Annotated in this window: 7 protein-coding genes; 2 read left to right on the top strand and 5 right to left on the bottom strand. The window is 71.0% G+C overall.

All coding sequences use genetic code 11. From position 1 onward, the window contains the following. Positions 1-8: 8 nt before the first annotated feature. The 5 genes from ABGB12_RS14405 to hrpA form a co-directional block, all read right to left on the bottom strand. Complete coding sequence (locus ABGB12_RS14405) at positions 9-923, bottom strand: alpha/beta fold hydrolase (protein ID WP_347677944.1); 915 nt, start codon at positions 921-923, stop codon at positions 9-11. Positions 924-1,033: 110 nt separating this feature from the next. Next, complete coding sequence (locus ABGB12_RS14400; RefSeq protein WP_347677942.1) at positions 1,034-2,122, bottom strand: alpha/beta hydrolase; 1,089 nt, start codon at positions 2,120-2,122, stop codon at positions 1,034-1,036. A gap of 112 nt (positions 2,123-2,234) precedes the next feature. Next, entirely contained in the window at positions 2,235-5,165 is a 2,931-nt protein-coding gene (locus ABGB12_RS14395) for an AAA family ATPase (RefSeq protein ID WP_347677940.1), read from the bottom strand. Between the two features lie 127 nt (positions 5,166-5,292). Beyond that, positions 5,293-6,867, bottom strand: a complete 1,575-nt coding sequence (locus ABGB12_RS14390) for an ankyrin repeat domain-containing protein (RefSeq protein ID WP_347677938.1) — start codon at positions 6,865-6,867, stop codon at positions 5,293-5,295. Between the two features lie 7 nt (positions 6,868-6,874). Then, complete coding sequence (gene hrpA / locus ABGB12_RS14385; RefSeq protein WP_347677936.1) at positions 6,875-10,711, bottom strand: ATP-dependent RNA helicase HrpA; 3,837 nt, start codon at positions 10,709-10,711, stop codon at positions 6,875-6,877. Positions 10,712-10,838: 127 nt separating this feature from the next. Between hrpA and ABGB12_RS14380 the strand changes: the two genes are divergently transcribed. Further along, the gene (locus ABGB12_RS14380) at positions 10,839-11,336 is read left to right on the top strand and encodes a CAP domain-containing protein (protein WP_347677935.1); all 498 of its coding nucleotides are present in this window, start codon (positions 10,839-10,841) and stop codon (positions 11,334-11,336) included. A gap of 205 nt (positions 11,337-11,541) precedes the next feature. Then, on the top strand, positions 11,542-13,152 hold the full coding sequence (locus ABGB12_RS14375) for a carbohydrate-binding protein (protein WP_347677934.1): 1,611 nt from the start codon (positions 11,542-11,544) through the stop codon (positions 13,150-13,152). Positions 13,153-13,205: the final 53 nt, after the last annotated feature.

Here is a 13,205-nt window from a genome sequence, read left to right as displayed (position 1 = left end):
CAAGGCCCTCAGACGGCTTTCTCGTTCAGGAAATCGACGATGTGCGGGAACACCTCCGCGTGGGCGTTCCGTCCGATGAACGGATCGGCGTGCCCGTATCCGGGGAGGATCCGCAGCCCGTGGCGTCCGGGCACAGCCTGTTCCAGCTCCCGGTAGGTGACGATGTTGGAGTCGGTGAACACCCTGTTCTCCGAGCCCGCGAGGAAGAGGATCGGCGTCCGCACGGCGGTGAGGCCGGTGAGTCCGTCCGGCAGCCGGGGGTCCTCCTCGTCCCACTTCACGACCCGTTCCGCGGAGGCCATCCGGCGAATGTGCCGCCCGTAGCCGCTCCCGCCCGTACCGCCGGCCCTCGCCGGATTCGGGGAGGACCCGGCCATGCCCATGATCTGCGGGGCGAGTCCGGGACTGAACCGCAGCCGGGCCAGGGCCCTGCGGGACAGCCGGGGATTCAGGGAGACGCTGTTGGACACCACCGTGGCCACCTGGTCCACCAGCCCGGCGAAGAGCGAGGTGAGGAAGGTGACCGAGCCGAGGCAGTGGGCGATCACGTGCACCCTGCGGTCGCCCACCGCCTCGCGCAGGCAGTCCAGCGCCGCCGGATGGTCGTAGGCCGCCACGTCGTCGAGGGTGAAGCGGTGGCCTTCGGTGTTGTAGGGCAGGCGGCTGCTCATCCGGTGGTCCAGCGTCCACACGTCGGTGAACCCGCTGTCCAGCAGATGGGACACCAGGTTGGTGTGGCCCGGCCTCGTGAACATCTCCCGGGAACCGGCGAGCCCGTGGACGAGCAGCACCACGTCGTCGCAGTCCGCCCGGTGGAAGCGGGTCAGGCTGAGGCCCAGGCCGTCGGCGGTGGCGAAGAGACGTTCCGAGACCACCACGTCGGCCACTCCTTCGAAGGCCGCGCGCCGGGTTCCCGTTGCCATGTGATCTCCTCCCCACGTCACTGGAACACTCCCTCATCCGCCCGGGCAGGGCATCGTGGTCAACACTGATTCCGACCCGTAGGTGCCGCGGGAGACCCGTAGAGGACGGGTCAGCTCGCGTTCCTGCGCAGGTGCCGCAGGATGTGCGGGAACACGTCCACGTGCACGTTCTTGCCGATGAACGGGTCCACATGCCCGTAGCCGGGCAGGATGACGAGCTCGTGCAGGCCGGGGGCGGCCTTGTCCAGCTCCCGGTGGCAGACGATGTTGGAGTCCTCGAAGACGCGGTTGTGGTCGCCGGTCAGGAACAGCATCGGCGTCGAGATCTTGGCGGCCGCCTCCAGGTAGTCCCGCGGCAGCTCGGGGTGCTCGTCGTCGTAGGTGACGGCGTGACCGGCCTCGACCATCCGGTGCATGTGCCGGTAGTAGTGCAGGCCGGTGGCTCCGAAGAGGTCGGCGACCCTGCGGTGGGTCTCCGGGTCGAGGTTCTCGTGCCGCCACAGCCCCGGCCTGCCCGAACCCCACATGAAACTGATCATGTGGCAGGCCCGCTCGCCGCACTCGGGGTGGAACAGCGACACCAGCCGGGAGAACGCGCCGCCCCTGGTCAGCGGGGAGGCCTCGCCGTAGCGGGAGTCCAGGACCGAAAGGCCCCAGGCGTACTCGGTGAGCCCCACGCCGAACCGCAGCTTGAACCGGGACCAGGCGGGCACCCTCGTCACCAGGGCGACGCTGTTGGAGGTGAAGCTGGCGATGTCTCCGGTGAGGCCGGCGGCCATGCTCATCGAGAACGACACCGCGCCCAGACATTGCGCCACGACGTGGACGCGCTTGCCCTCTCCCACCCGGCGGCGCAGTTCGGCGAGCCCCGCCGGATGGTCGTACAGCGCGATGTCGTCCAGCGTGTGCCGGTTGGTCTCGGTGCCGTAGGGCAGGCGGTTGCTCATCCGGAAGTCCAGCGACCACACGTCGGTGAACCCGCTGTCCAGCAGGTAGGACACCAGGTTGGTGTGCTCGGGCATGATGAACATGTCGGTGGAGGCCGGCAGCCCGTGCAGCAGCAGCACCACGTCGTCGCAGTCGGCCCGGTGGAACCGGGAGAGCTTGAGGCCCAGGCCGTCCCCGGTGGTCACCGGGTACTCGGTGACCTCGGCGTCGGGCACACCCTCGGTGGTGAACCTGGCGATACGTCCGCCCATGCGGCTGTCCCCTCCTCGTGGTCTCTTCCCGGAGTCCTGTCGCGCTCCGACTATCGGGGAGCCGCTCCGGCCCGGGCATCGGGGTGAACCCTGATCTTCAGACCGTCCTCTTCTAGGAGTCCGGAGACGTCCTTCCGGTTCCGTGCCCGTCCTCTTCGCCGTCCCGTATGCCGCCGAGCTCGTGGATCGCGGCCACGACGCCCACCCGGGAGGCGACGCCGAGCTTGGTGAAGATGTTGGACAGGTGCGTCTCCACGGTGCGGACGCTGATGACGAGGCGGTCGGCGATCTGCTGGTTGCCGAGGTCCTCGGCGACCAGCCGGGCCACCTCCAGCTCCCGGCGGGACAGCCGGGACGGGCCGCCGCCCCTGCCGCCCGGCGCGGGCACCCGCTCCCCGGCCCTGCGCTGCTCCCGCACGGTCTGCGCGAGCAGTCCCCGCGCGCCCGCCGCGGAGAGGATCTCGGCGGCCGCCGCGAGCTGCTCGCGTGCCCACATCCGGTCCCCGGCGTCCAGTGCCGCGCTTCCGGCCGCCAGTCTGGCCCTGCCCTCGTCCAGCCGCTGGCCCGCCCCGGCCAGCAGCGAGGCCGCCTCGGCCGCCAGCTTCGCCGCCGCGGCCGGATCGCCGATCTTCAGCAGGCGGGCGCGGGCCAGCGCGGCGAGCCCGAGGTTGCCGTCGAGCTGGGGGTGGGCCTGCTCCTCGGCGCGCTCGGCCCACAACTCCGCCTCCTCGGACCTGCCGCGCGCGGACTCCGCCGCCGCCATCGCCTCGGCGCACCGCAGCAGGCTGGCCTGGTCGAGCAGGGAGAACTCGCTGCCGTTCCACAGCTCCTGGGCGTCGCGGAGGGCCTCCTCCGTCCGTCCGCAGCCCAGCTGCGCCATCAGGTGGGCGAACCTGGCCTGCACCCGCGGCCATTCGCGCTCCACGCCGCCCGCGCTCCTGGCCTCGGCGGCCAGCCGGACGGCCTGCTCGCCCTCCCCCGCCCAGCAGGCGACCAGGCTCTGCTGGGCCAGCGCGACGACCTTGGCGTGCCCGGAGTGCAGCAGCCGGGCGATCTCGGCCGACTCCTCGGCGGCCAGCGCCGCCTCGCCGAGCCTGCCGCGCACCGCCAGGGTGCGGGCGAGCCCCGCCAGCAGGTTGGTGACGATGAAGCTCTGCCCGGTGGCGCGGGTGATGGCCACGGCCCGCTCGAACCTGTCCTGGGCGTGCTCGGGCCGGCCCAGCCACAACTCCGCCCAGCACAGCCAGGCCACGGTGTCCATCCACTCCACCAGGTCGGCGTCCGGCACCCCGTCCATCAGCTCGGTCGCCGCCTCCAGCAGGGACAGCGCCTCGTCGACCTCTCCGGCGATGTAGGCCGCCATGGGGCGCAGCGCCGCGATCCCCGTGGTCATGCCGGGGTTGTCGCGGCGGCGCTGCTCGGTGGTCTCCGGCATGAAGTCCAGGACGGCCCGGGAGGCCCTGCGGTCGCCGCGCATCAGGCTCTCGGCGACCAGCCTCATCCGCAGCGGCACCGCGGTGGCCGCCTGCGGGTCCGGCAGCTCCCGCAGCTCGGCCAGCAGCAGCGCCCTGCCCTGGGAGGAGCGGTCCAACAGCCGTTCGACGAGGGCGCAGAAGCGGGCGGCGAAGGCCCGCCTGGCGTAGTCGGTGCGCGGCAGCAGCCGCAGCACCTCCTGCGCGCTCTCCCTGCCCTCGACCAGGTGGCCGCTGACGGTCTGGGCGCGGGCCAGCTCCAGCAGCAGGTCGGCCCGGGACGCGCCGCCGGGCGCGGTGTCCCCGGGGATGAGCCGCAGCGCGGTGCCCAGCCACTGGGCGGCGGCCGCGGGGGCGCGCACCGCCTCGGTCCGCGCCGCCTCGATCAGGGTGGTGATCGCCGACTCGTCGCCGAGCCCCGCCGCCCGCTCCACGTGGTGGACGCGGACCGTGGCGGGCGCTCCCACCGCGCTCAGGTGGGCGGCGACCCTGGCGTGCGCGCCCAGCCGCCAGCCCGCCGCCGCCGAACCGTAGGCGGCGCTGCGCACCAGCGGATGGCGGAACCGGAACCTGCCGTGCGCCGAAGGGCGTACGACATCGCGCTGGACGAGCTCGTCCAGCGCCCGCAGCGCGGTGGGACTGTCCGTCCCGGCCGCGGCGGCGGCCAGCAGCGCGTCGAACTCGTCGGCGGCGACCGCCGCGCCCTGCGCCACCCGCCTGGCCTGGTCGCTCAGCCGGCCGAGCTCGGCCTGGAGCGCGGCGCCGACCAGCGGCGGCAGATCGTCGTGCGGGTACTCGCCGTCGGCGGGCAGCGTCTCCATCCGGGCCAGGGCGTCGAGGTAGAAGGGGTTGCCGCCGCTCATCTCGTGCAGCCGGACCCGCCGCTCGGGGTCGACCCGGTCGCCGAGGAACTCGGCGACCTCCTCGGCGGTGAAGGGCGTCACCTGCACCCGGCGCACCCCGGTGCCGGAGACCAGCGCGGACATCCGCGGCGAGAGCTGCGCCGGGCGGTAGGCCAGCGCGATGACGAACCGGGCCCGCGGCGGATGCCGGATGAGGTGGTCGAGCAGCTCGACCGAGGCGTCGTCGGCCCAGTGGACGTCGTCGACGACCAGGACCAGACCCGAGTCCCCGGCCAGCTCCCCCAGCAGCTGGCGGACCGCGCGGTAGAGCCGGTAGCGGGCGCTGGCGCCGCTGCCCAGGGCCGGGCCCTCGGCGACGACGTCCTCCAGCGCGGGGAACACCGAGGCCAGCTGCCGCAGGACGGGCTCGCCCAGCCGCGATGGCAGGTCGTCGCGGGTCTCCAGATGATCGTCCAGGGCGTCGATCATCGCCCCGAACGGCATGTCCTCCTCGAACTCCGCGGCCCGGCCGGTGAGCGTGAGGTAGCCGGCGTCCCGCGCCGCGTCCACCAGCTCCGCCAGCAGCCTCGTCTTGCCGGCTCCGGGTTCGCCGACCATGGCCACGCAGGCGAACCCGTCGTTGTCGAGGGACATCGAGATCTCGCGCAGGGCGTCGCGGCGGCCGATGAGGCGGGCAGCGTCACGCCGGTCGTCCGCGTGACCGCCCATGCCGCACCCTCGAAAGATCGATCGACTCCGAGAGCAAGATAGCGCGCTCCCACGCCTATATAACGGCATGTCCAGTAACAGCATATGTATGGCATGACACATTTCTCGGGACACGAATCTCCCGGTTTCACCCGCCTGATGTGGAATGCAGGGCCTGCTGCCACTCGGTGTGCAGCCCGTGGGACTCGGCGAGCGGGCGGCAGGCCAGGACGTCCCGGCGCAACGCCGGGTCGCCGAGCCGGACGACCGCCTCCAGCGCCACGTCCAGGGGGTAGTTCTCCAGCGTCGGGTCGGTGAGGAGGCGCCGGATGCCCGGGACCGCACGCCGGTCCCCCCGTTCGGCCAGTCCCCGCACCGCCTCGGCGATCACGACCGGGGACGGGTCGTCCATGCGGCCCGCCAGCGCGTCGCGCAGGTCCTCGGTGTCGGCGTCCATGAGGCCCAGCGACATCGTCGCCCAGTCCCGAACGTACTCGTGCTCGTCGCCGGTGAGCCTGATCAGCTCGCCGACGTCCATCGGATGCTCCGGCGGCAGCACCTTCACCAGCGCCCGCGCCACCGCGTTGCGGACCCGGTCGTCGGGATGGCGCGAGTGCCTGAGCAGCTCCGGCAGCGCGGCGGCGTCGCCGTGGTCGCTGAGCGCCCGCACCAGCGAGCGCAGCAGGATCGGGTCCTCCTCCTGGCGGGCCATGCGGCGCAGCCTGGGCAGGGTGCGAAAGTGCGGGCTCAGCCGGGCCAGGACGTCCACTCCCAGCGTGCGGTACAGCGGATCGGGGTGCTCGGTGAGGTCGATGACCTCCCGCACGCTGTCCTCGTCGTCCCGTTCCGCCAGCGTCCACACCGTCTCCTCCCAGGCGGGACGCTCGGTGACGTGGCGGCGGACGTCGGCCGCGGTGGGGCGCAGGTAGCGGAACTCCATGGCCCGCGCCACCAGCTCCTCTATGGGGGTGGGGATGCCCAGCGTCCGCTCCAGGAGGGTGGCGATCGCACCGTGCCCCGTCTGCAGCTCGCTCCCGGTGACGTCGAACTCGCCGCCCCGCCCGGCCAGCGCGGTGATCAGCTCGGTGCCGTCGTCCTCCTCCCGCCGGGTGACGACGACCTCGTAACCTGGCTCGGAGTAGACCTCCTTCTTCTGGGCGCGAAGTTCGGCCTCGATGTCCACCCCGGCCCAGCGCAGGGCCGCCTCCAGGGCGGTCTCGCCCTCCTCGGTGGCTCCCACGGGGTCGGCGCCGCGGCTCAGCAGCAGCCGGACGACGCCCACCGCGCCGCGGCTCGCGGCCAGGTAGAGCGGAGGGGTGCGGACCGCGAGGTTCGGGTCGGCGCCTGCCTCCAGCAGCCGGGCGACGGTGCCGGTGTGGCCCCCGGAGGCCGCCCACTTCAGCGCGGTCCAGCCCCTCGGCTCCGTCCTGTCGGCGTCGGCTCCGCCTTCCAGCAGCGCGGTGACCGTCTCCTCGTGCCCCCAGCAGGCCGCGCCGCACAGGGGCAGGCCGTCGCTGTCGCCGAGGCTGGGCCGGTCCGGGTCGGCTCCCGCTTCCAGCAGGGCCCTGACCACCTCGGTCTGGCCCGCCACCGACGCCGCGTACAGGGCGGTGGTGCCCCCCTCGTCGGGGCCGTCGACCTCGGCGCCCTCGGCGAGCAGGGTGTTCACCCGGTCGAGCTTGCCCGCCCGGGCCGCCTCGACCAGCGACAGCTCCCCCGACATGACTGACTCATATCCGGTGGGGAGCCTCGGTAATCGCTTTCCTGATCCGTTTGTCGGAAACGGGGTAACGCGTCCCCAGGGACTGGGCGAACAGGCTCACCCGGTACTCCTCGATCATCCAGCGGACCCCGGCGGGCCGGCCCGCCCGCTCCCACTCCTGGCGGACCGCGGCGACCTGCGCCATCAGCTGCCGGTCCCGGTTGGGGTTCTCGGGAAGCCGGTCCAGCCGGTGCTCGATGGCCCGCAGATAGCGCAGGACGTCCGGCAGCCGGGCGAAACCCGTCCCGGTCACGAAGCCGGGATGGACGAGCTCGTCCAGCTGGCCCCGGACGTCGGTGAGGGAGGGCACGAGCACCAGGCTGCCGGTGCTCTTCAGCTTGCGCTGGATCGCCTGGTAGGCGGCGAGGACGCGCTCGGTCCAGCCGAGGAGCTGCGCCGCGGTGTCGGCCAGGTCGGCCCGGACGGCGTCGTAGAGCCGCCGGTAGGCCTCCTGGTCCCACGTGGGGCCGCCGTGGTCGGCCATGAGCTTGTCGGCGGCGGCCTCGATGATGTCGGTGAACAGCTTCTGGACGCTGCCGTGCGGGCTGTGCGCGAGGGTGAGCTTGGCCTGGTTGCCCAGCCCGTTCTGCAGGGCTTTCATCGGCGACGGGGCGTTGAGGAGGATCATGCGACGGACGCCGAGCCACATCGCGTGGCGCTGCTCCTCCTCGGTGCCGAACGTCCGGATCGCCACGCTGTCGCCCTGGTCGACCAGGGCGGGGTAGGCCTTGAGCCTGCCCCGCTCGTGCAGCCTGGGCAGGCTGTCGAAGTCCCAGCCGGTCAGGCCCTGACGCTCGATGCCGGTGGACTCGGCCAGGGTGGCCCGCTGCTTGGGGGCGAGCCTGCGCTTGAGCTCAGCGAGGTCCTTGCCCTCGGCCAGCCGCTTGCGGCGTTTGTCGATGATCCGGAAGGTCATGCGCAGGTGGTCGGGGATCTGGCCGGGCTGCCAGGCCTCGCGCGGCACCGTGACGCCGGTGAGCGCCTTCAGCTCCTCCTCGACCCGGTCCAGCAGGGCCCCCTCATGGGGCTTGACGCGCTCCAGGACCCGGCGGGCGAAGTCGGGGGCCGGCACGAAGTTCACCCTCAGCTGCTTGGGCAGCGACCGGATCAGCGCGGTGACCAGCTCGTGGCGCAGTCCGGGGACCATCCAGTCGAAGCCCTCCTCGCTCACCTGGTTGAGGACGTGCAGCGGGATGTGGACGGTGACGCCGTCGGCGTCCGCTCCGGGCTCGAACTGGTAGGTGAGCTTGAAGACGAGCTCGTCCTGCCGCCAGGCGTCGGGATAGTCCTCCTCCGTCACCTCCTTGGCGGTCTCGTGGACCAGCATGGACTTCTCGAAGTTCAGCAGGTCCGGCTCGGTGCGCTGGGTCTTCTTCCACCAGGTGTCGAAGTGCGCGCCCGAGACGACGTCCTCGGGGAGCCGCTGGTCGTAGAAGTCGACGAGGGTCTCGTCGTCCACCACGATGTCGCGGCGGCGGGCCCGCTCCTCCAGCTCGCCGACCTCCTCCAGGAGCCTGCGGTTGGCGTGGAAGAACTTGTGGTGGGTCTGCCAGTCGCCCTCCACCAGGGCGTGCCGGATGAAGAGGTCGCGGCACAGCTCGGGGTCGATGCGGCCGTAGTTGACCTTGCGGTTGGTGACGATCGGGACGCCGTAGAGGGTGACCTTCTCCAGCGCCATGACCGCGGCCTGGTCCTTCTCCCAGTGCGGCTCGCTGTAGGTGCGCTTCACCAGGTGCTGGGCCAGCGGCTCCACCCAGTCCGGCTCGATCTTGGCGTTGACCCTGGCCCACAACCGGGACGTCTCCACCAGTTCGGCGGACATCACCCAGCGCGGGTTCTTCTTGAACAGGCCGGAGCCCGGGAAGATCGCGAACCTGGCGTTGCGGGCGCCGACGTATTCGCGTTTCTCGGCGTCGAACAGGCCGATGTGGGAGAGCAGGCCGCTCAGCAGCGAGACATGGATCTTGTACGGGTCGCCCTGCGCGGTGTTGACCGTGATGCCCAGGTCGCGGCAGACCTGCTTGAGCTGCCCGACGAGGTCCTGCCATTCGCGGATGCGCAGGTAGTGCAGGAACTCGTTCTTCATGGTGCGGCGGAACTGGCTGCCCGACAGCTCGCGCTGGCGCTCCCTGACATGGTTCCAGAGGTTGAGGAAGGCCATGAAGTCACTCGTGGGGTCCTTGAACCTGGCGTGCTTCTCGTCGCTGGCCTGCTGCTTGTCGGAAGGGCGTTCGCGCGGGTCCTGGATCGACAGCGCGGCCGCGATGACCATGACCTCGTTGACGCAGCCGTTCCTGTCCGCCTCGAGGATCATCCGGCCCATGCGCGGGTCCACGGGGAGCCGGGCCAGCTTGCGGCCGATCTCGGTGAGCCTGTGCTCCTTGTCCAGGGCGTTCAGCTCGTGCAGGAGGTCGACGCCGTCCTTGATGTTGCGGCGGTCCGGCGGGTCGATGAAGGGGAACTTCGCGACGTCGCCCAGGCCCAGGCTGGTCATCTGGAGGATGACGGACGCCAGGTTGGTCCGCAGGATCTCCGGGTCGGTGAACTCCGGACGGGACAGGAAGTCGTCCTCGTCGTAGAGGCGGATGCAGATGCCGTCGGACGTACGGCCGCAGCGGCCCTTGCGCTGGTTGGCGCTGGCCTGCGAGACCGGCTCGATCGGCAGGCGCTGGACCTTCAGGCGGCTGCTGTAGCGGGAGATGCGGGCGGTGCCCGGGTCGATGACGTACTTGATGCCGGGGACGGTCAGGGACGTCTCGGCGACGTTGGTGGCCAGGACGATCCGGCGTCCGCGGTGGGCCTGGAAGACCCTGTGCTGCTCGGCCGTGGAGAGCCTGGCGTACAGCGGGAGGACCTCGGTGTCGCGGTACTGCTTCTTGGCCAGGGCGTCGGCGGCGTCGCGGATCTCCCGCTCGCCCGAGAGGAAGACCAGGATGTCGCCGGGGGGCTCCAGACTGAGTTCGTCCACGGCGTCGCAGATCGCCCCGTAGAGGTCCGTCTGGTCGTCCGACTCCTCCTCGAGCGGGCGGTAGCGGACCTCCACCGGGTACGTGCGGCCGGAGACCTCGACGATCGGGGCGTCGCCGAAGTGCCGGGAGAAGCGCTCGGGATCGATGGTCGCCGAGGTGATGATCACCTTGAGGTCGGGGCGGCGCGGCAGGATCTGCCTGAGGTAGCCGAGCAGGAAGTCGATGTTGAGGCTGCGCTCGTGCGCCTCGTCGATGATCAGCGTGTCGTAGGCCTCCAGCAGGCGGTCGTGCTGGAGTTCGGCCAGCAGGATGCCGTCGGTCATCAGCCGGACGAGGGTGTCGTCGCTGGAGTGGTCGGTGAAGCGGACCTTGTAGCCGACGGTCGTGCCGAAGGGGGTGTCGAGCTCCTCGGCGATGCGCTCGGCGACGGTGCGGGCCGCCAGCCGGCGCGGCTGGGTGTGGCCGATCAGGCCCCTGACGCCCCGGCCCAGTTCCAGGCAGATCTTGGGCAGCTGGGTGGTCTTGCCCGAGCCGGTCTCGCCCGCGACGATCACGACCTGGTGGTCGCGGATCGCCTGGAGGATCTCGTCCTTCTTCTGGCTGACCGGGAGCTGCTCGGGATAGCCGATCTTCGGGACGGAGGCGGCGCGGCTCGCGAGCCTGAGCTCGGCCTGCTCCACCTGGCGGAGCAGGTCCTGCTGGACCTTCTTGCGGCGGGCGACGTCGCGGATCCTGCGCGTGCCCTCCCAGCGGCGGCGCAGGCGGGAGCCGTCGCGCGGCATCAGGCCGTCCAGGCGTTGGCGCAGGTCGGCGGGCTGGTCAGGAGGGGAACTCACAACCGCCAAGAATAAGCGGCGTGCCGGGGGGTGACGCAAAGCAATATCTACGAGGATTGCAACAAAGGTGGCGAACCATCGCATACGTCACACTAGTATGCGACCACTTCGTTACCTTGGAGATGGTATGACCCCTAAATCCCTCCTGCTCGTCCCCGCCTGCGCGTTCGCCCTGATCGCCGGGGTCGGCGTCGCCCCCGCCTCCGCCTCGACCGAGAGCGCCTCCTCCGCGCAGAGGGCCGCCGCGGTCCCGGCCATGACGACGGCCGAGAAGAAGGTGCTCGCCCTCACCAACGCCGCCCGCAAGAAGAACGGCTGCAAGCCGCTGAAGGGCAACAAGAGGCTCGCCCTCGCCGCCCGCCGCCACTCCAAGGACATGGCGGTGAAGAAGTACTTCTCGCACACCTCCAAGGACGGCTCCTCCCCTTGGGACCGGATCAGGCGGGCCGGTTACAAGAACCCCGCGGCCGAGAACATCGCCTACGGCTACCCCAGCGCCAACGCGGTCATGAAGGGCTGGATGAACAGCCCGGGCCACCGCGCGAACATCCTCAACTGCAAGATCAAGTCCCTGGGCGTCGGCAAGTACAAGAACTACTGGACCCAGGACTTCGGCTGGTCCTGAACCACCGCCCCGAGGACGGCCCCTGACTTCTGTCAGGGGCCGTCATGCTTCTGTTGATTTCGGATGGCACCGAATGGTGCGGAGTTGACTTCAGGGTGTTTTGTCCGCGTGTCGCCCCTGGGCGACCGGGCATGATGAGCGCGACCCACAAGAACTCCTGGTTCCTGTGCGACCCTCTGCCTACCAAGCCCCTGGAGAGCCGCCCGTGAAAGGAATCACCGCTTTCTTCGCCGACCGGGATCGTTACCACTACATGATCGCCCTCGGGCTGGTCTTCGGGCTGCTCGCCGGAGTGTTCGGCGTCTGGGGGGTCCTCTCCAGCGACGACGGCGTCCTCCGGCTGAAGTTCCGCACGGTCGCCGCACCCGACGACGGCTGGAAGGTCCTGTTCGAAGACGACTTCGACGGAGCCGAGAACACGGCCCCGGCCGACCACTGGCTGCCCGACCTCGGTCACCACACCGTCTCACCGCTCGGCGGGCAGGGCCCCATGAACTTCGGCACCACCGAGATCGCCCGGATGACCGACGAGCGCGCCAACCTCGCCCTCGACGGCGGAGGCAACCTCGCCATCACCCCGCGGCGCGGCGAGACCGGCGAGTGGACGTCCGCGCGGATCAACAGCGAGCAGGTCTTCAAAGCCGCCGACGGCGGTCAGGTCGCCTTCGAGGCCAAGATCCAGATGCCGCAGGTGACGGGTGAGAAGGCCCTCGGGTACTGGCCCGCGTTCTGGCTGCTCAACCAGGAGCAGCGGCTGCACCCCGAAGCCGAGAACTGGCCGTCCGGCGGCGAGATCGACATCGTCGAGACCGTCAACGGAATCAACCTCGCGCACACCACGCTGCACTGCGGCGTCAAGGGCGGCGGCGACCAGGGCGGCCCCTGCAACGAGCACAACGGCCGCGGCGTCTCCACCGAGTGCGCTCCGGTGTCCTGCCAGGGCGGCCCGCACGTCTACCGTCTGGAGTTCGACCGCCGCACCGACGCCGAGGAACTCCGCTGGTACCTCGACGGCAAACTCGTCCACAGACTCGGCCGTGACGAGGCACCCGACGGCGCCGACGGCGACCAGTGGCGCCAGGCCTGGGACAACCTGAACGGCGGCGAGGGCTTCTTCGTCATCCTCAACGTCGCGATGGGAGGTGATATGCCGCGCGGCAACGGCGGCGACGTCTCCCCCGCCACCGAACCCGGTCACCCCATGCTCGTCGACTACGTGAAGGTGATGGCCCGCGGCGCCGGCGCCCCCGACGAGGACGTCGCCACCGACGACGCCGACGAGGACGCGCCGACCACCTCCCCGTCCCCGTCGGCCTCTCCTTCCGAGAAGCCCGCGGACTCCCCCTCGGACAAGCCCTCGCACTCCCCCAAGCCCTCACCGTCCGCTTCGGACGGGTCCAAGGCGCCCTGGACGCCCGTCCTCGTCCAGGCCGAGAGCTACTCCGACCAGTCCGGCGTGCGCACCGATCTTTCTCAGGACATAGGGGGAACCGAGTACATCGGGTGGCTCGCCGACGGAGACTGGGTCCGCTACGACAAGGTCGACTTCGGTCCCGAAGGCCCCAAGAAGCTCATAGCCCGCGTCTCCTCCGGCGGCGGCGACAAGGCCGGGGGCCGGATCGAGATCCGTCTCGACTCCCCCGACGCCGCTCCCCTCGCCACCGTCCCCGTCTCCGACACCGGCGGCTGGGAGGACTGGGAGGACGTCACGGCCTCCCTCCCTTCCACCTCAGGCCTCCACACCGTCTACCTGAAGTTCGCCTCCCCCCAGCCGGAGGAGTTCCTGAACGTCAACTGGTTCATCCTGCTCCCCTGACCGCCCGAGGCGGTGCGGCACTTCAAGAGCCGCACCGCCTCGCACGCCCCATG

Origin of the sequence: Actinocorallia sp. B10E7 (genome assembly GCF_039871655.1) — a bacterium.
In the GTDB taxonomy this organism is placed as follows: Bacteria; Actinomycetota; Actinomycetes; order Streptosporangiales; family Streptosporangiaceae; genus Actinocorallia.
This window is presented reverse-complemented; position numbering and strand designations above follow the sequence as displayed.